Consider the following 20301-nt stretch of genomic DNA (forward strand, 5'->3'; position numbering starts at 1 on the left):
GCTTAGTGAATTAACAATTGTTTTATTTAAGCACAACCTAATCGCTTTGAAATAGAGATTAAACAGGCTGTTATAAATTTAACAAATAAAGATAAACACACTCTCAATAAACGTGTGAAAAGAGTGATTGGATGCAAAAACTTTTAAGCTGACATTTATATTAGCTGCTGTACACATTGAAACAAGTTTTAAATATAAACAGTTACCTTTGAGTAGTGAGAAAAAATGACCGATTACTGTGTAAAAAGCGCCTAATATGCGAATACAGCTAAAGCTAGCTACTTTTATTTATTTTATATCAGTTACTTAGTGTTGTTTTTGTTCCTAAAAAACAACTTTTGTTGGCGTGCAAATTGCTACTACACTTATACACAGCTGTAAAAAAATGTGCCAAAACAGTAAAAATAAAGGAGAAAATATGTGGGCTGCAACGAGTTATTTAATTTTAGCGTTAATTTTTATATTTATAGGGTGGGAGGTTAACTCGGTATATTTTGCAGTGGTATTTTACTGGAGTGCATTGTCGTTAATTCTTGTCAGTGGTGCTTACATTTTTAATTTGGCGAAAATTTTTAGAAAGCGTGAAAATGGTGTCATCCCATTTTATATCCGCTGGGCATTTGTGCCTTTTTTACTGGGTGCTCAAATTTACAATGCGTATTCTCGCAAGCACGATAAAGTCCCTCCCATTCAAAAAATTAACGACCATTTATTTTTAGCATGCCGATTGTTCCCCTCTGACATTGATACGTTAAAAGAAAACGGCATAACGGCAATATTAGATGTAACGTGTGAGTTTGATGGCTTAGAATGGAGCTCTACACAAGAAAATATTAGCTATTTAAATATTCCGGTGCTTGATCATAGTGTGCCTACCCATTCGCAATTAAACCAAGCCATTAACTGGATACATCATCATATTAAAGAAGACCGCCGCGTGGTAGTTCACTGTGCACTGGGCAGAGGGCGTTCGGTATTTGTTATGGCAGCGTATTTACTGAGTCAAGATAAAAACGCCGATGTTCACCAAGTGCTCGCGCAAATAAAAGAAACCCGCGAAACCGCAAATCTTAATAAGCATCAGCTTCGTCATTTAGCAAAGCGACATAAAAAGGGCGAGCTAGTTATTAAAAACAAAGCCGTTATTATTGCAAACCCTGTGTCGGGTACCAAAATGTGGCAAGACAAAGAGCATTTAATAGTGGCTAGGTTGTCGGCGTATTATGATTTAGAAGTATTAACCACCACCAAAGAAATAGACGGTATTGAGCTTGCTAAACAAGCCATTAACGATAAGCCAGATATAATAATTGCCTGTGGCGGCGATGGAACCGTGACAGAAGTAGCAAGTGTGTTGGTAAACACTCAATGCAAGCTGGGAATTATCCCAATGGGCACAGCGAATGCCTTAGCGCATGTGCTCATGGGTATTAGCTCTAAAATCATTCCTGTTGAGCAGGCCTGCGATCTTATTATTGATGGGCAAACCCAAACAATTGATACGGCCTATTGTAATGACGAGCTTATGCTGTTGTTAGCTGGGATTGGTTATGAGCAATCAATGGTAGAAAAAGCAGATAGAGACTCAAAAAACGAATCGGGTCAGCTTGCCTATTTAAGTGGTTTTTTTCAGGCATTTAGTGAGCAAAAAGCGCAAACCCTTTATGTCACCCTTGATGATAATCAAACGCAGGAGGTAAATACAAATAGCTTTATTGTGGCTAATGCTGCGCCATTTACTACGTTACTAGCTCAAGGAGGTGGTCAGCCCGATCACGAAGATGGCCTATTAGACATTAATTGGCTGCTACCTAGTGATGAAAACACCACTCGCGTGTTAAGCATTGCTGAACTTATGTTTAGTAGTATTACACAAACGCATTTAGCAATTAGCTCGCATCATACCAACGCTAAAAAAGTAACGATAACCGCAGACGAAGAAATTAAGTATGTACTGGATGGTGAAATTAAAACAGCGGATACGCTTACTATTACAGTTGACCCCGCCTCGTTAAAAGTAATTAGTAAGGAGCTATAAAATACAAAATGCACGTATTTGACGTGCATTTTTGTGTGTTACTTTTTAATGCTTGGCCAAACAAAACCACTGCTATCGCTTTGGCTGGCAGGCTTAGGGCGCTGAGCGCTTTTGGGTTTACGCAGCGGTTTGTTACTTAACGTATGTAAGTAGAGAGCTTCAACTTTATCGCGAGCCCAAGGGGTTTTACGCAAAAATTTTAAGCTTGATTTAATACTCGGTGAGTCGGTAAAACATTTAATGTTTACTTGCTCGCCCATGGCTTTAAACCCTAAGCGCTGCTCAAGCTCTACTAAAATTTGTTCTAACGTTACCCCATGAAGAGGATTTTTTGGTTGATTATCCATAGCCATACTACTTATTTAAACTGTGCGCATTGTAGCGTAAATCCTCTTTTAGCGCTAATTGACCGTAATGGTTTTAGGCTTTGTGGGATAAACAATATTGCCTTTTTTATCTAATTTTAGCCAAATTAGCTCACTGTTATTATGCTGCGGGTTATTAGCAGCGCACACTAAGGTAAAAGAATGTACTTGCACCAGCGCGCCTTCACTATAACGTTTGTTGTCGTACCAACAAATATCACCCTTATTAATAATCTCATTAGCGTCAATAAGAGAATGCGTTTTGACTGTTTTTGCATAACTGCTAGGGGCCAAAGTGAACGCAATTAAAAAAATAAATAAAACCATAATATGGCGCATGAGCGACCTCGAATTTTGATAGTTTAAAAATAGTACACACGATTAAAAAACATGCTAGGGTAAGTAATAGCGTTAAACAACACTGACTTAAACACACAATTATAAAAAGGTGAACACATGCAATTTAATCAAACAATGATAGATGAATTTACGTTATTAGCTAAATTTCCACGTGAGAGCAAAATGCAAGGGATTAAGTTACATTCGGATGCTGAACCAAATTTATTAAGCGCGGCACAAAGGTTGTTTGATAAAGGCGTGATAGACAGCCCAGATGGCGGCTATTTAACCGAACTGGGCCTTGATTTAATAGAGCACGTGAGTGTTATTCACTGCGCGTTAAAAAGTTAAACTGCATCGCGCTGATTTTGCGGCGCGGCGTCACTAAAAGCGGGCAATGCATTACAACGTGCATAAATGGCTGCAATTTTTGGATACGCAGCCATATCTACATTAAAACGCAATGCATTAAATACCTGTGGCACTAAACATATATCAGCGAGAGTGGGTGTATTGCCTACGCAAAACTCATTGTTTTCACTTAGCATCATTTCAATTTTTTCAAACCCAAGCTCTACCCAATGCCTATACCATGCGGCTTTAGCTTGCTCGTCTACACCCAATTCGTTGCTTAAATACTTGAGCACTCGTAAATTATTTACTGGGTGAATATCACATGCCACTGCATAGCTAATATTACGAATTTGCGCTTTTTGCCATGCAGTGCCATAAATTAACGGCGTTTGCGGATAGCTTTCATCTAACCACTCTAAAATAGCGAGTGATTGCGCTAATACGCCTTCGTTCGTTTCAAGAGCAGGAAGTAAACCTTGCACATTTTTATCTAAGTAAGGCTGCGCTAGCTGTTCAGATTTAAGTAAATTAACGAATTGCATATCATGCTCAATACCTTTTAAATTAAGTGCTATGCGTACACGGTATGCGGCAGATGAGCGAAAGTAGCTGTATAGTTTCATTGTTATTATTCCTCGCCTGTAAAATGTTTTGTGATACTACGCCAGCACTGAGTGTAATGAGTTTGGCGCTCTTTTCCTTCAAGGGCATATTTAGTGGGCGATATTATGTAACGAGACTCAAACATAAAGGCCAACGTGTTCTCGTATTTTTGCGGTGCAAGCTCAGCGTTAGATGCTTTTTCGAACACCTCGGCTTCAGGCCCATGTGGCGACATACAATTATGCAAACTAGCGCCTCCTGGTACAAACCCGTGCTCTTTTGCATCGTAAACCCCTTCTATTAAGCCCATAAACTCACTCATAATATTGCGATGATAGTAAGGAGGTCTAAATGTATTTTCAGCTACCATCCAGCGCGGTGGAAAAATTACAAAATCTACATTTGCCATGCCTTCAGTGGCTGAAGGGGAGGTAAGTACAGTAAATATAGAAGGATCTGGGTGGTCAAAACTCACGGTATTAATAACATTAAAACGCGCTAAGTCGTATTTGTACGGTGCGCTGTTACCGGTCCAAGCAACTACATCAAAAGGCGAGTGTGTGATAGGGCAACTAAATAAATGACCGTTAAATTTAGTGACTAATTCAAAGCTACCTTCTTTATCTTCAAATGCAGCAACAGGGTATTTAAAGTCTCTGTCGTTGGCGTAGCCATTTGCACCGACGGGGCCGCGCTCGGCAAGTTCAAATGCATGACCATAGTTTTCACAAATGTAGCCACGTGCGGTTTCATCAATTAAATCAACCGAAAATTTAATCCCGCGAGGAATGACGGCAATTTCCCCCGGCTTTACTGTGAGCTTTCCACATTCAGTGTGTAATAACAGTTCGCCATGCTGAGGCACAAACAATAGCTCACCATCGGCATTACAAAAATAACGCCCTTTCATAGAACTGTTAGCAACATAAACATGAATACCCATACCGGTTTGCCCATTGGCACTGCCATTTGCAGCCATTGTAATTAAGCCATCAATAAAATCAGTGGGCTTTGAAGGAATATCAATAGGGCTCCAGCGCATCATTGTAGGGGGCGTAATTGCTTCAGTTATAGGCGCTGTTCTTATTAGTGCGTTATCTATAGCGGTGTATTCACCTTGTACCACCGATGGACGAAGGCGGTACAGCCACGTGCGACGATTAGCGGCTCGCGGTGCCGTAAAGGCCGTGCTGCTAAATTGCTCGGTGTATAAATTGTACTTCACCTTTTGTGGGGTAAATTGCCCAACAGGCAGTGCACCGGGTAGCGCTTCGGTTTCAAACTCATTGCCAAAACCGCTCATGTAGTTTATTTCGCTGGCCATATTTAGATCCTGTGAGAGTGACATTGTTTTATCTTTCTAGGGCCTGTTTATCTTTCGAGGTTGAATTTGCAGCAGTCTGTTTGGGAATTAGGCAAGGCAGAGCCTATGCAGTGTGGTTGTTCCCCATAAATAGGCGATAACGTAGCATAAAAGCCAAACAGGCGCTGCCCGAAGGGTTCTGCCTAGGGGCCATTTACTCTTTGTTGCTCGGTTTTTACTTAGCCCACTAGGTTACAAACCTCGCGCCGCGATTAAATGGCCCCTAGATTGAACAAATTTCAATCCTGAAAGGTCAACAGGCCCTAATTAGTTTAAAGTACTCTCAAGTGAGAGTAATTTCAAATGGGCGCATGTTTTAGCCTGTAAATAAAAATGCACAGTTTTCACAGTGTGTAAATGCGATGAGAAAGTAATAATGGAAATAGATCTAGAGCAGTTTTTGCCCTATCAGTTAAACCAAATGGCAAATCTTATAAGCGATGATTTTGCGCGTGTTTATCAGCAAAAATACAACTTAACCATCCCTCAATGGCGGGTGTTGGCAAACTTAGCACAATATGGCAAAAGCAATGCAAAAGATTTATGTACACAGGCCAATATGGATAAGTCAACGGTTTCGCGAGCTATAAAATCATTGCTGCAAAGAGGGTATGTAGAAGCACAACTAAATCAGCAAGATAAGCGAGTAACGCAGGTTATGTTAAATGAGCCGGGCAATGCAATTTACAAGCTCATAGCACGTGATGCACAAAACTGGGAAGCACAATTAGCTGAAAAATTTAGTAAGCAGCAACAAGTCCAATTGCTAAATTTACTAAAAGAGCTTAAAGAGGCCTTATAAAACCAATCCGCAATAATACTTAATCATTTTGAGGGGCTAAATGTGTCGCTATCTGCGTTATAAAATTTTCATTTAGAAAACTAAATAGAAATTTTTTGCCTAGCTCTCAACACATATATCCATCATTAAAATAGATAATTTAATTAAGCTGGTTGGTAAAAAAAAGCCCATCAAAAGATGGGCTTTAATTAGTAGTGTTTTACGCTAATGCGATTAGAAAGTGTAACGAACACCTACACGCATTTGCCATAATGACGCATCAGATTGTACTGATGTATTTGCGTTGTTTTCATTAAAGCCTGAGTATACGTAACGGCCTTGCTCATCAATTGATGTTGAAATCATGCTAGCGCCAACGAAAGGACCTTTTTTAAGTACGCCCCAATCATCGTTTAACAGGTTAGTTAAGTTATCAATTACGAAGAATGCTTCACCTTTATGGCCATCCATAAAGCCTGGTAATTCTTGAGTAACTTTAAAGTTAAATTTAACAAACCAATCTGAGTTTTCAGCATTACGGCCAGTGATTTCACCACGCTCTAAACCGTTAGATGCGATAAAGTCGTTAAACGCGTTAATTTCATCAGCGCTCATGTCGTAAACAACGTTAGGATCGTTTTCAAGTGGTACGTAAAGTAACTGACGGTCACCATTCCAGTTAGCATCGCCCCATGCGTCATCACTTCCGTCAAATGTGTAGCTGTATGGTAAGCCTTTGTATGCTTCACCGTATAGGTTAAAGCGAGTAGCAAAACCATCTACAAATTCATGAGAGTAGCCAAGCGTCATAGTAAAACGATGTGGGATTTCGTAATCTGATGATGCAACACCAGGGTTACCAGGATCCGTTAGAGCAATGTTACCGTAGTTTGAGCCAGCAACAGAGCTTGTCATTGGGTTAACATCGTCTGAATCTGTGTATGCGTAACCAAAGTTAACGCTTACGCCATTGTCAAACATTTTGCTTACAGCTAATGAAATAACCGATGAATCACCGCTATCACCACTTACATTTGTAAGAAGGTATTCACCATCACGGCCTTCGATTGACTCGTAAATAGGACGACCATCAAATGTAGTTTCGCCCGAATCCTGAAGTGCGATGTCGCGCATTAAGGCAGCATCTTTCTTCTTAGAGTATAAGTAATCAAGTGAAATAACATACTCGTTTTCAGTTGTGTATGTTGCACCGATTGAGTATTTCCACTCTGAAGGAATTTCAAAGTCTGGGTCAACTGCATTTACTGTAGCATCACCTGAGCCAATTACAGTGTTAGCAACTTCATCAAACATCTCTTGTGGTACTTCAAAACCAGGCGCGCCACCATTTACGTTTGGCGTGTTGAATAAATCAACCGAGCTGCGGAATGTACCGATGTTTGTAATACCATCGTTAGAGTAAGAGTTAGATAACCAAACATTTGGGTTACCACCAGAGAATAAGCCAACACCAGCACGAACTTCTAACTCGTCTGTTGCATACCACTGGAAGCCAACACGTGGTTGAAGTAAATCAATACCATCAAACGTGCTTTGGTTACTAAAACCATAGCGGTCAGTATAGTTTTGGTTAAAGTTTGGTACGTCATCACTTGTGTATTTATCGTAGCGTAAACCAAATGTGATGTTTGCATCTAAGTCTGTAAATGCATATTCGTCTTGAACATAAAACGTATGCTGAGCGTATGAGAAACTTGCAGCCGCATCGTTAGGATCATTAGTACCGGCAGCATTGTTGTAGTAAACAGCGTTTGCGATACCTTGCTCAAATAAATCAATACCCGTTACGTCTGAATCTCTTTCGTTATAAAAACGGTACTCGCCTTCAGTTTGTTGTACGAATAAGTTAAATACGTCTAACTCTTCAAACTCATAGCCAGCTGTAATGGTATGTTGGTCAAGGTAGTAAGTACCCGCTACTTTAAATGTAGTGGTATCGTAATCTAAATCATTTGATTGACGAGAATCATCTGGACCAATGTAAACTGTACCACCGTTACCTGTGCTTATTTGCATTTCACCAAAGCTGCTTGCAGCATCAAGCGATTGTACCGTTGCGTCTAATTCTGATTTACCAATACGAACTTCAGTTGAAAAATCATCTGACCAATCTGAATACACAGACGCGATAATTGAAGTAAATTCTGCACTTTGGTCGTAAAAGTGGTTTGATAGTGAAACACGGCTAGAACCAGTGTCTGACTGTGAAACCGTATTACCGTCGTTGTAGTTGTAGATTAAGTTTGCACGGTGATCTTCGTTGATGTTCCAATCTAATTTAACTAAGATTTTTTCATCTTCAACAGGCATACTTGAAGGCATACCGCCTACGTCATAGCCATATACAGTTTGAGCAATGTTTGTAATACGAGCAATATCATCTGCAGTTACACTGCCGCTGCTTAAACCGTCGTAGTTAAACTGTTGCACACCTTCAAGCTTTTCGTATGAAGTGAATAAAAACAGTTTATCTTCGATTAACGGTAAGCCAACGTTAAAGCCGTAACGTTTTTCGGTGTAGTTACCGTTATCAACGTCTTCGCCTTCAATTTTATCGCCTTTTAATGAATCGCTTGTGTAATCATAGAAGATGCCACCGTGAACTTCATTACCACCAGATTTTGTTACCGCATTAATGTTACACGAGGTAAAACCACCGTACTGTACGTCAAATGGTGCTAGCTCAGCTGAAACCTGCTCAATTGAATCAAATGAGAAAGGGGCACGAATAGTAGGGTAACCGTTAGAGCTTAAACCAAAGTTATCGTTCATACGAACGCCATCTAGCGTTAAGCTGTTGTAACGAGGGTTACCACCACCACAGTTGATTGAACCACGGCTATCGTCAATTGTGATACGCGGGTCAATACGAATAATATCTTTTAAATCACGATTAATAGCAGGTGTGTTTTCAAGATCAGTTAAAGTAAATGTAGACGCTGGGCCAGTACCACCAGACATAGAGCTGATAGGTGCACCCGTTACTACAATTTGCTCCATGCTTGATTGTGGCTCAAGTGCAGCATTTACTGGGTAATCGTTACCAATGTTTAGGATAATGTTATTAAATTCTTGATCAGCATAAACATCAGAATCAACGATTACCTTGTAAGGACCACCAACACGAAGGCCTTTAGCAGTAAAGTAACCTGCATCGTTTGCTTCTGTTGTTTTAACTGAGCCAGACGGTACGTGTAAAATTGTTATTTTGGTACCTGGAGCTGGGTTACCGTTTGGACCGGTAATTTGACCCTTAATCGCAGAGGTTGTTTCGTTGGCGAATGCAGCGCCACTTACACTTACGCACGCAGCGATAGCAAGTGAGAGTGCTGTTTTTTGAAGTTTAGTCTTCATTTTCATTTCCCGTGAAAGTTATAATTAAATTGTTATTTTAAGTAGTATAAAGTCAGCAGTGTTGTTGAATTTATACTCTTGTAATATGCAAAATTAATTGCACAATTTATACTTGTATACTTAACTAAATTTGGATTAATTACTTATTGTTATGTTACCGCCGTTATGTGACAGTATTATGAAATGCAAACTTTATAATTCCTTTTACAATTAATTATTTACATTTTGTAATTAATACATTTTTAGCTGTATTATTTTAGCTATACTCCAGAGAGTGTATAAACATAAATTAATTCCCGTGTGTAGGTTTTTTATTTATAGGTTGATTGTTATTTTGTCGTTATTTTTAATTTTTTATTGTCATCTGACGAATCGAATAAATAGTTCAATACACCCGCAAGCCTAACGCCTGCTTTTTGCAAACGCTGCTTAACAAGCGGATTGTATTTGAAAACATAACTATAGCTCACTTCATCACTGGTTGAGGTATAAATATCTTCGGCCAGTTTGTGAGATTCCATCAGCCAAGTAGTAGGGCTGCTGTTTAAGTATGTTTTAATTAATGCTGCATCGTCGGTATCTATAAACTTAGCGTATTCAGTGTAAGCTAAGTTTTCATTTTCTATTAATCCAGTGTCCCAAAGGCTATGCAAATTGGTTTCGTTGTCAAAAAAATCAACTTTAATTAAATTGCCGCCTCTATCTTCACTTCGCCCAGCATGAAATGGTTGATGGCTGTCGCCAACCAAGTGAACTAAAAACTTTAAAGCAAACTGTTTTTCATTAAGGGAAGAGGTAGATGACTGAAGTGTATTAATAGAGAAGTAAATACCTTCTAGAATATTTGTTACATCGTCTTTGCTGTGTGTATGTGCGTGATTTAGAGAAAGTGTTTTATTTTTAGGAAGGTTTATGTAGTGCCAGCGTGAAGATTTTTTACGCCAAAATAGTTCAGGACTAGATCGCATTTCATCTGCCCAAGTAGCAATTTGAGCTATGGATTGTCCTTCTAATAGTGGCAACAGGTTATGCACTGTTTCATCACTCAAATGTTGCTCAGCAATATGCCCAACAATTCGATGACCATTTTGACCCCACGCATACGCTTTAGAAGTTGTAAAAACAGCACCAATTATTAACGTTGTTGCTACGAGAGTAGCAATTTTAATGCGCATCAATGTTTCCTGCATTTATTTTTATTCACCTATTAGCTGGTGTAAACATTGTGATTGTTTTTGCTAAATATAGAAAGGAGTCAAGAGCATTCATTATTTCTTATTCATAATCGCATTAAATCAATGACTTACCTTTGATGGGTAAAATTACTTGTTGTAATAAGTAAATAATATTGTTCAAATAAAGCCTTAGTGTTGTTAGGTACATCTTATTGATGGGGTTTGGAAAGGTCATGTTACATAAACTGTCGTTTGTTACACTTTTGTTTCTGGTTATGGTTGCTGCATGGTCTGTTGGAAAGGTGAGCGTTAAAAGTGATGAAATAAATTTCCCAGAACTAATAAAAACGTCAACACAATGTTATACAACAGCCAGTGAAAACAAAAATCAGCTTATTGTATTTACGCCATCGCAAAGCGTGGCAGAGAAGCTTACAGAGTCTCTATGCCTTGATACCGTGGTAACGAAACAATACGGTTCAGTTAAAGGTTACTGGGGTGACAGTACAACGGAAAGCTTCGATTTTGTCGGCAAAGGGATTGCAGACCTCGTACTTGCAAAAAATAATATAATGGATGCCTTTAATGCAGAGCTAACTTATAACTATCAATCTGTGGTGGGCTTTTCTGATTACACCGCATTTTTTATCTCCTCAAAAGAGAAGCCACGTTTAACAAAACAATACTTTTTAGATAAGCGTATAGGCTTATTAGATTACCCTACAAGCCGCTCTGGCCATATACTTCCAAAGAAAATGTTTAAAGATTTAAATATCAACTTAGCCAATCTAGATATTACTTACGCCAGTTCGCACAGCGAGCTTCGTGACTTATTAGCTAATGGGCAGGTCGATATTATTGCGTCTTTTTGGAAAGAAAGTGATGCTGCTCGTTTTTCAAAAAATTATATAACCCCTTTAAGTAATAAAATTTCAGGTTCGCGCTGGTATCTAAAAATGCAGCAAAACAATACAGACCTTTTATGTGCTGTACAGCGTCATATTCTTGATATGTCAAAGGAGCAAACACTGAGTTATTACAAAGAGGCGCAATCGTACTGGGATTGCAGTTCAGAGCAGGTAACAGCTAAAGATGAGATCGTTAAAAATGGATAAGTATAAATATGTTTTTTTTGGCTGCGCTGTTTTTATTATTAACTGTTTAGTGTTTTATGTGTCTGTAATTAATGAGCAGAGTGACGCTATTAAACGCCAGGTTATTGAAACCGAAAAACAAGTTGCACTCGATTTACCGTTAATTGCGCTCTCTAATGAGCTTTTAAAGCACTCGGGTAACCAACATGCAGTGCAAGACTACTTATTAAAGCTCAACGGCTATTTAGACAATAACCTTCGCTTAGTTAAAATTGTGCCAAAATCTGCTAAGCCTTTAACTTTAAAGCCAAACCAGTTTGTAAGAACACTCAAGTCGAGCACTACCCATGTCTCTTTAGTGTTTGAGAAAAACGCACAGTTTTGGTCAGAAAACAGGTTTTTAATTTGTTTGTTATTTTTGGTTTTGAGTATTTTATTTAGCAAATGGCTGAAGTCTATTATAGGTATGCCTGTAGATGCAAAAGGCCCATCACTGAATGCTGGTACCGACTTAGGAAAACCAAAAGAGCTGGCATTGATCATTGATTTAAACACTAAAACACTCAGTAATAGTTATATGCCTGAGGCTACAGTGTGTTTAGCTAACAAACCGTTATGCTTTTATTTAGCATTAATAGAGTTTTGTCGTGGTAATAAAGATGTTGTGCTAAATCAAAATAAATACGTGCCAGATGAGCTTATAGAGCTTGCTAATAAGTACTTTTATAGGTTGATTGAGCTTGGGCATACTATACGCAAGCGGCCAAATTTTAATAGCAGCTTAGAAAAAACACTCAGTGAGATTCGTGCAGCCCTAGACGAAGTCTTAAACGAACACCCTGATATGAAAGACATTTATTATCCGCCTAAAGCATATGGCGAGGGCTCTCGCTCACGTTTACACAGTTACGGTTTAATAAATATTGCAAAGGGAAACATAGAAATAAAAGGAAAGTAGTCAGCTACTTTCCTTAAACATTATCTTTTAATAACGTTTTGTTATTTAGGTGCAAACTGCGCAGCTTTAAGAGGACTATTTTGCGATACAAAGGTTTTAAGTGCCTGGGCATCGGTTTCATCTGTGCTCACAAACCCTTTGAGTTTATTAATAGCAGGGTAACCGTCACCACCTGATGCGTTATAGCTATTTAAACTCATACGGTAAGTTTTATTTTCATCAAGTGGCTTACCATCAATGAGTACACTGACTAATTTGCCATTTTTACGGGTAAACGCTAATTTGTGATATTGCAAATAGGCACCTGCATCAACAGGGAAGCTGGTCACTGTTTCTAAGTAGTTCCATAAATCACGCCCTTGCCAGTCCATGTAAGTAATGCGATTTTTAAACGGGTGTACTTTTAAAATATCTTTATAGCTAATATCGCCAGCTTCAATAGAGCTTCTTATTCCGCCACCACTAATTAGGCCAAAGTCGGCGCCAACCACATTCATTTGTGCCTGTATAATCACACGCGCTAAATTAGTTTGTTGGTAACGTACCTTGTTTCTATCGCCCTCTAAACGCGCATCAACACTGCCAATTTTACCTGCAATTTGTTTTGCGCCTTTTGCTTGGTAACTTGCTAAAAAAGCTTCTAGGGTCGGATCGGGTTTAATGTATTCGTTGGCTAATACTTGTTTACTAGACCCATCGGCTTGAATTTCATCAACATATAAATTAACTGGCAGCAATTTATAATCTAGTAGGGTGAGCTTTTCGTTTTCTAGCTTAAACTCTGCCTTACCCACATACTTACCCCACTCATGTGCTTGCATAATCCATGTGCCGTTTTGCTGATCGGGCTTACACGCAAGACCGGGTTTAAAGTTATCGTCATTTTTATTTTTAGCTGCCATACAAACCGGCTCTTGGGAGTGACCACCAATAATCATATCTAAGGTATTAGCGGGTAAAGAGCGGGCAAGTGTGACATCGCCCGGGGCATTAATCCCAAAGTTTGCATCTACATAATGGCCCATGTGAGTAAGTGCAATAGTGATATCGGGGTTGTATTGCTCATTAATTTTTTTAGCGAGAGCTGCCGTCACATCAACGGGGTCTTTAAATTCTAAATGGCCAATATATTGTGGGTTAGCTATTTTAGCGGTGTCTGTAGTGGTAAGTCCTATAACCGCAATTTTTAAGCCCCCCTTTTCAAAAATTTTATAGCCTTGAAATGCGCTTTCCCCAGTTGCTTTGTCAAAAATATTTGCAGACAGTAAGGGAAAGGTAGCCCATTGTTGCTGCTTAGTTAAAACGCTCAGTGGATTATCAAATTCATGGTTACCAATGGCCATAGCATCGTAACCGAGTAACGACATTCCCTTAAAATCAGGCTCTGCGTGTTGTAAGTCTGACTCAGGTATACCGGTGTTAATATCACCGCCAGAAAGCAGCAGTACTGCATGGCCTTGTTGTTGAGCTTTGTTACGTAAAGCGTCAATTAACGTTTTACGCGCTGCCATACCATATTCACCTTTTTCGTTATGCCAAAAGCGCCCGTGATTATCGTTAGTATGTAATACAGTAATATACTGTGGGGCAGAGGAGGTGTTTAAAGGTGAGTTTGTACAACCTATAACAGATAAAATAACTGAAAATAAAATAATTATACGCATGAAATACCCATTTATTATGGTGTGCTTAATTTATTAGGCGGTTAGTTTAAACTAATTTAGCGATAAATAACGTACTTATTTTATACTTTTTTATATTCGAGATTTAAAAGTAATATTAAATTATTAAATGCTTTTAGACAAAGCGAATACAGCGAGTGTTATTTAAAAGAATATGTAATGAAGTGTAACTAAAAGGGTGTTAATTGTAGTTGTGCCTTCTAAATGCTTTTCCTTGACGTATAGTGTGGATTAGTATTAACACTTAATTTAAATAACAATAACAAAAAGGACTCATAATGAAAAAGTGCCTGATTGGCTCACTACTTGCGTTTTCGTGCTTTACTAGCCAAGCCACTATTGTTGAAATGCAAACTTCGCACGGGGTGATAGAGCTTAACTTGTTTGATCAACAAGCCCCCAATACGGTTGCTAACTTTTTAAGTTATATTGAAGATGACGCATACAACCAAACCGTAATACACCGCTCAGTCAGCGACTTTGTAATACAAGGCGGTGGCTTTATATTTACCGACGAATTAGTGCCAATAACCACCAAGCCTGCTGTTGTTAATGAGCCTGTTTTATCTAATGTGAAGGGCACAATTGCGATGGCTAAATTAGCCAACGATGAAAACAGCGCAACGAGCCAGTGGTTTTTTAATATGGTTGATAATAGCGAAGCGCTTGATACCCAAAATGGCGGTTTTACAGTATTTGGGCAAATTACAGCGCAAAGCCAAGCTACGCTCGATAATATTGCTGGATTGGTACACTGCGGCGATATCCCATTGGTTGATATAACCAGTGAACAATGCTCAAGTAGCGATGTCGCTCTGAGCAGCGCTAACTTTGTAGCTATTAATAGTGTGGTGGTATTAGATGACGACCCGCTTTCATCTGCCAACTTAAACCCAACAGCCAATACATTAATAAGCCAGGACGATTCATCAGCAGAGGCTGGCTCAACAAGCAGTTCGGGTGGGAGTATGGGTGTTGGTTTTTGCTTAATTGCACTGCTTGGTGTGGGTAAACGCTTAAAACGCGCTAAATACTAATTAAGTGTTAAACAGTCAATAAAAAAGCGGCTAATTAAGCCGCTTTTACTAAAATGCTAAAATACGCCAAACAATCGCGAGCCATAAAGCAAACACACTGGCGCAGCCTAGTAAAAAAACATTAAAGCGCAGTCTTACATTATTACTGCCAATATGAACAACCGTATGCACAATACGCGAAATAACAAATAAGCACGCAAGCGCAGTAATTAAGTAGCTAGCGCTGTTAAGTTGCAATGCAACAATACAACCGATATAAAAAAGCACTGGTATTTCAAACTGATTGGTAAAGTTTCTATCTGCTACGCGTACGGTATCGCCTGCGTTATCAAGGCGCATGGTTTTAAAATCGCTCAACTGTAATTGTTTGTTTTTTGCAGCAGCAAAGCGTCGCTTGCCCATAATTAACATTACAACGAGCGATAACGTTACTTGTGCAAACATGGCGAGTATTATTATTTTTTCCATCCTATTTCCTTCGTTATTATTTTACTGACTTTAAGTATGCAGGTGTTTTTCACAATGTGTTACATAAATTAGTATTATTTTGTGGTAAACCCTTAATTGTTAGTGTTAATTTAGCTCTATTACGTTGTTTTGAGCGCATCCTAAGCGCAATTTTAATGGAAAAACAAAATGAAAAAAATTCTTGGTTTTAGCGTCATCGCTTTAGCAGTTTTAAGTGGCTGTACTAATACATCATCTACCTCATCGGTTGCTAGTTCTTCGCAAAGCTCCTTACTCTCAGACACATTAGTTGTAAGCCCAAATGATACGCGCGAATATAAAACCCTTACCCTCGAAAACGAAATAGAAGTAATTTTAGTCTCTGATCCAAGCGCTGAAAAATCAGCAGCATCGCTAAGTGTAGGGGTAGGCTTACTACACGACCCTATGATGCAGCAAGGTATGGCACATTACTTAGAGCATATGCTTTTTTTAGGCACAGAGCGCTACCCCGATACAAAAGGCTACTCTGACTTTATGACCAAAAATGGCGGGGTAAATAATGCGTATACCTGGCTCGATATTACCAACTACATGTTTAAAATTAATAACGATGCCTTTGATGAAGCGCTAGACCGTTTTGCTGATTTTTTTAAAGCCCCTAAGCTGTACCCTGAATATGCAGATAAAGAAAAAAACGCTGTAAATGCCGAGTGGTCAATGCGCCGCGAAATGGACTTTTTTGGCCAGTTTAAACTTGCCCGTAAAATGATGGGTGATCACCCGGCAAATCGCTTTTTAATTGGTAACCTAGAAACGCTAGGAGACAAAGAAGGCAGCCAATTACACAAAGAAACGGTCGACTTTTACAATAAATACTATTCATCTAACATCATGAAAGTAGCGCTTATTTCAAACTTGCCAATAGAGCAAATGGAACAAAAAGCAAAAACTTATTTTGCCGATATCAAAAATAAACACATTGAAAAGCCAACCGTTACTGCAGAGCTTGATTTTGATAAAGCCGGTGGCAAAAAAGTATATTACTCACCTAATGAAGACGTAAAACAGCTGCAACTTGAGTTTACTATTAATAACAACAGCAGCGACTTTGCGGTTAAACCTAACCGTTATGTCAGTTATTTATTAAGTAATGAAATGCCAGGTAGCCCGGCACAATTATTACGCGACAAAGGCTGGGTATCGCAATTAACAGCGTCTCCTTCTCCTAGTCAGTATGGCAATTACGGCGCGCTTACTATTTCGCTAGAATTAACCGATGAAGGCATGAAAAACCGCGAAACAATTGTCGCAACTATTATGCAATACATTGAACTGATTAAAAAAGAAGGTGTAGATGCTAAGTACTTTAATGAAATTCGTACATCACTTAGCAATCAATTTAAGTTTTTAGAAAAAGGCGATGAGTTTAGCTATGTCAGCTCGCTAACTGGTAGCATGCAAGATTACCCATTAAATCATGCCATTGATGCGCCTTACTATTATGCCAAATTTGACGCAGAGGCGATAAACGAGGTACTTAAACAATTAAATGCCGATACGCTGCGCGTTTGGTATATTTCGCAACAAGAAGAAACCGACTCGCAACTGCATTTTTATGATGGTAAATACCGCATAGAAGATATTAGCGATGCCGAAATTGCCAGTTGGAAAACATCAAGCGAGTTTAAGCTTGCTTTACCAAGTGTAAATAACTTACTACCTGAAAGCTTCGCGATTAAAACAGCTGAGTTTAAAGAGCAAAAACACCCTGAACTGGCTTACGATAAAAACGGCGTAAAAGTATGGCGCCAAGCAAGCCAAAAATTTGCTGCCCAGCCAAAGGGGTTGGTTGAGGTATATATTAATACTCAGCCAGGCTTAAATGATATTAATGCTGAAGTACTTTACTCAGTATGGGCCGACTTATATAACATTCAACAAAGCCAACTAAGCACCGAAGCCGCCATTGCCGGCATGAGTGTAAACCTTACGCCAAGTAATGGTTTAGTTTTATCAATGAGTGGCTTTACCGATAAGCAAGATGTACTTTTAAAACAAGCGCTAAGCGGGTTAAAAGCCGATGTAACGGCACAAGCATTTACCCAAGCAATTGATCGCTACAAACGTGGCTTGTTAAATCAGCAAAAGCAATTTCCGTATGCACAAGCATTTGGCGCCTACTCAAAACTTATCCGCACAGGCAGCTTTGATACAGAGGCACTGATAAAAGCGGCAGAATCGTTAAGCGTTGCCGATTTAAACAAGCTAAAAACAGCCACATTTTCCACCAACGATTTACGTGTATTTAGCTACGGTAATTACAACCAACAAGATATAGAATCGATAGCCACTGAGTTAAGTGCCACTTTACCAAGCAATCATACACCGAGTGAGTTTGCGCGTAGTAAAGCATGGTTACCACAGCCAGGCGAAACGCGAGTCTTGCAAAAAGATATTGATGTGGCCGATGTGGCAGTAGTTGATATGACCGTTCACCCAGTGCCAGGGTATAAACAAAAAGCGCAAGCTGCGGTGTTACAAAGCCACTTTAGAACCATTGCATTTGATAAAATGCGTACCGAAGAGCAACTTGCATACGCCGTAGGCGCGCTGGCTCGCCCAATAGAGGATTACTCGGCAATTGGCTTGTTTATTCAAACACCTGTTAAAGGACCAAAAGAAATACAGGCACGTTTTGATCAATTCAAAAAAGAGTACGCTGTAGAGCTTGATAATATGAGCTTAGATACTTTTGCTCAACTTAAAAACGCCACGCTTGTATCACTAAAAGAGCAACCTAAAAACCTAAGCGATGAAATGGGGCCACTTATTACCGATTGGTATCGTGAAAACTTTAACTTTGACTCTAAGCAAAAGCTAATTGATGAAGTTGAAAAAGTAACGCTTGAAGATATTAAGCAGTACTACAAACAAACTATGTTAAACCCACAAGCCGCACGTTTAAATGTGCAGTTACGTGGTACTAAGTTTGTAGAAAGCGACTTTGCTGATTTACCAAATCAAACCAAAATTCAATCGCTTGAAACCTATTACAATGGTATTAAATTACAAAAATAAGCTATATATATTTATACAGCTAAAAGAATACCAATCCGCTTTATTAAGTATTATTGTGGATTGGTAAAACACCCCAGTGTAGTACTACATTGGGGTTTTTTATTTAAATTAACTTAATTTATGCCATAACAATAAAGCCGACAACGGCAAGTGCCGCGGCAATTAATGTATAAGGCAGTTGCGTTACTGCATGGCTCATTAAATTACAGCCAGAGCCTTGTGCTGCAAGTACGGTAGAGTCTGAGTAAAAACAGGCTTGGCTACCAAATGATGAGGCCGATAACAACGCGCCAATAACCAATGGAATATTTGCATCAACGGCAGTTGCCAGTGGCATAACTATTGGGATCGACACAGCAAAAATACCCCAACTAGAGCCTGTAGCAAACGCTAACACTGCCATAGCAATAAATACCACCGCCGGTAAGTATTGGGCAGTCATGTACGGGCTCAAACTACCGATCACAAACTGCGCTAAGCCAATTAAGTCGCACACATCTTTAAATATAAATGCGGCTATTACAGTACCAATAGCCGGTATCATGCTTTTAAAGCCATCAAGCATGCGCTCTATCATTTCGCTAAAGCTCATTAATTTTTGTAGTGCATAAAAAGGAAGCGTTACCGCCATAGTTGCCAATAAGCCTTTATATACATCTATTTCAAAGTAAACTGTAAAGGCTACTAGTAAAATTATAGGCAGTAAAAAGTTGTGCAATTTTCCTTTAGGGTCGGCATCTTCAAAGCTTTCTTCTACTGCTTTTACAGCGTATTCATCGGCTGTTTGAATATCACTAAATTGCGCAGGGTCTACAGTGGCCTGCTCAACTTGTGCTAACCTTTCGGCTTTTTTCATAGGCCCAATAGCAGGTATTACACCCAGTACCACTAACAAAACCACCAATACTGCAAACCAGGCGTAAAACATATAAGGAATGGCTTGAATATAAACCGCAATGCCTTTGCCTTCCTCGGCAATGCCGTTATCGACTAACAAGCCGCCAAAAAATACCGCCCAAGTCGATAAAGGGACAAGTACGCAAATAGGTGCCGCTGTTGAATCTACAACGTAGGCAAGCATTTCTCGGCTAACTTTAAATTTATCGGTAATGCGTTTCATCGTTTCACCAACGGTAAGCGCATTTAAATAGTCATCAATAAAAATAACCACACCTAAACAAAAGGTCATAAACAAAGAAGAGCGTTTACCTTTAGTGTATTTTAGCGCTAATTTGCCAAACGCCGACGCACCGCCAGTGCGCACTAATAAAGCGATTAAAGCGCCAAAGCCTCCACACACGAGTATTAACCAACCTATGGTTTCGTCGGTCATTACTTTAAGTGACGTGCTGGCAAAGTTAGCAAGCACCTGAGCTGGGTCGGCTATTACTAAGCCAACTAAAGCGCCAATAAGTAAAGATAAAATAGGGCGGCGTAAAACAACAGCCAATACCACAACCACCGCTGGTGGCAGTAAACTTAATGCAGAAGGTTCAAGCATTTAAAGATTAACAAAATTAAAAGCATATTTAAATAATAAATTGCTTAACAAAAACAAAGCAGGTAATAGTTATTACGTGCCAAGTCACTGCTTTTGCCGCGTAGGGTG

16 protein-coding genes are annotated in these 20301 nt (G+C 39.2%); 7 read left to right on the plus strand and 9 right to left on the minus strand.

Annotation, left to right across the window (positions count from 1 at the left end):
* The first annotated feature begins 418 nt into the window (after positions 1-418).
* On the plus strand, positions 419-2038 hold the full coding sequence (locus PSH50_RS16690; protein ID WP_273609848.1) for a diacylglycerol kinase family protein: 1620 nt from the start codon (positions 419-421) through the stop codon (positions 2036-2038).
* Positions 2039-2076: 38 nt separating this feature from the next.
* Here PSH50_RS16690 and PSH50_RS16695 read toward each other — a convergent pair whose 3' ends face one another.
* Positions 2077-2385, minus strand: a complete 309-nt coding sequence (locus PSH50_RS16695) for a VF530 family DNA-binding protein (protein ID WP_004588743.1) — start codon at positions 2383-2385, stop codon at positions 2077-2079.
* Between the two features lie 54 nt (positions 2386-2439).
* A complete protein-coding gene (locus PSH50_RS16700) occupies positions 2440-2742 on the minus strand; it encodes a DUF1496 domain-containing protein (protein ID WP_273609849.1) in 303 nt (100 codons plus the stop codon).
* 117 nt (positions 2743-2859) lie between these two features.
* Between PSH50_RS16700 and PSH50_RS16705 the strand changes: the two genes are divergently transcribed.
* Entirely contained in the window at positions 2860-3093 is a 234-nt protein-coding gene (locus PSH50_RS16705; protein ID WP_004588741.1) for a TIGR02647 family protein, read from the plus strand.
* Here PSH50_RS16705 and maiA read toward each other — a convergent pair.
* Both maiA and hmgA read right to left on the minus strand, forming a co-directional pair.
* Positions 3090-3719 (minus strand): maleylacetoacetate isomerase, encoded by a 630-nt coding sequence (maiA, locus tag PSH50_RS16710; RefSeq protein ID WP_273609850.1) that lies wholly within the window; start codon positions 3717-3719, stop codon positions 3090-3092. The two genes, PSH50_RS16705 and maiA, sit on opposite strands and share 4 nt — an antisense overlap.
* Positions 3720-3724: 5 nt before the next feature.
* On the minus strand, positions 3725-5023 hold the full coding sequence (gene hmgA, locus PSH50_RS16715) for a homogentisate 1,2-dioxygenase (RefSeq protein WP_138611306.1): 1299 nt from the start codon (positions 5021-5023) through the stop codon (positions 3725-3727).
* Between the two features lie 415 nt (positions 5024-5438).
* Between hmgA and PSH50_RS16720 the strand changes: the two genes are divergently transcribed.
* Positions 5439-5864: a MarR family winged helix-turn-helix transcriptional regulator gene (locus PSH50_RS16720; protein WP_029772092.1), complete on the plus strand. Its 426-nt coding sequence runs from the start codon at positions 5439-5441 to the stop codon at positions 5862-5864.
* A gap of 213 nt (positions 5865-6077) precedes the next feature.
* On the opposite strand, the gene PSH50_RS16725 is transcribed toward PSH50_RS16720, so the two are convergent.
* Entirely contained in the window at positions 6078-9218 is a 3141-nt protein-coding gene (locus PSH50_RS16725; RefSeq protein ID WP_029772091.1) for a TonB-dependent receptor, read from the minus strand.
* Between the two features lie 329 nt (positions 9219-9547).
* On the minus strand, positions 9548-10393 hold the full coding sequence (locus PSH50_RS16730) for a S1/P1 nuclease (protein WP_273609851.1): 846 nt from the start codon (positions 10391-10393) through the stop codon (positions 9548-9550).
* 233 nt (positions 10394-10626) lie between these two features.
* Between PSH50_RS16730 and PSH50_RS16735 the strand changes: the two genes are divergently transcribed.
* Both PSH50_RS16735 and PSH50_RS16740 read left to right on the plus strand, forming a co-directional pair.
* Complete coding sequence (locus PSH50_RS16735) at positions 10627-11508, plus strand: hypothetical protein (RefSeq protein WP_273607992.1); 882 nt, start codon at positions 10627-10629, stop codon at positions 11506-11508.
* Positions 11501-12445 carry a hypothetical protein gene (locus PSH50_RS16740; RefSeq protein ID WP_273609852.1) on the plus strand — a complete coding sequence of 315 codons (945 nt, stop codon included), beginning with the start codon at positions 11501-11503 and terminating at the stop codon, positions 12443-12445. Before PSH50_RS16735 ends, PSH50_RS16740 begins: the two co-directional genes overlap by 8 nt.
* 41 nt (positions 12446-12486) lie before the next feature.
* On the opposite strand, the gene ushA is transcribed toward PSH50_RS16740, so the two are convergent.
* Positions 12487-14109 (minus strand): bifunctional UDP-sugar hydrolase/5'-nucleotidase UshA, encoded by a 1623-nt coding sequence (gene ushA, locus PSH50_RS16745; RefSeq protein ID WP_273609853.1) that lies wholly within the window; start codon positions 14107-14109, stop codon positions 12487-12489.
* A 296-nt stretch (positions 14110-14405) separates the two neighbouring features.
* Between ushA and PSH50_RS16750 the strand changes: the two genes are divergently transcribed.
* Positions 14406-15164: a peptidylprolyl isomerase gene (locus PSH50_RS16750; protein WP_273609854.1), complete on the plus strand. Its 759-nt coding sequence runs from the start codon at positions 14406-14408 to the stop codon at positions 15162-15164.
* A 48-nt stretch (positions 15165-15212) separates the two neighbouring features.
* Here the strand turns inward: PSH50_RS16750 and PSH50_RS16755 are convergent, their stop codons facing one another.
* Positions 15213-15632: an MAPEG family protein gene (locus PSH50_RS16755; RefSeq protein WP_264389826.1), complete on the minus strand. Its 420-nt coding sequence runs from the start codon at positions 15630-15632 to the stop codon at positions 15213-15215.
* A 168-nt stretch (positions 15633-15800) separates the two neighbouring features.
* Between PSH50_RS16755 and PSH50_RS16760 the strand changes: the two genes are divergently transcribed.
* A complete protein-coding gene (locus tag PSH50_RS16760; RefSeq protein ID WP_273609855.1) occupies positions 15801-18692 on the plus strand; it encodes an insulinase family protein in 2892 nt (963 codons plus the stop codon).
* Between the two features lie 118 nt (positions 18693-18810).
* Here PSH50_RS16760 and PSH50_RS16765 read toward each other — a convergent pair whose 3' ends face one another.
* Positions 18811-20193, minus strand: coding sequence for a Na+/H+ antiporter NhaC family protein (locus PSH50_RS16765; protein ID WP_273609856.1), 1383 nt, complete (start codon positions 20191-20193; stop codon positions 18811-18813).
* Positions 20194-20301: the final 108 nt, after the last annotated feature.

The sequence above is a fragment of the Pseudoalteromonas sp. Angola-7 genome (genome assembly GCF_028599255.1).
Lineage (GTDB): Bacteria > Pseudomonadota > Gammaproteobacteria > Enterobacterales > Alteromonadaceae > Pseudoalteromonas > Pseudoalteromonas atlantica.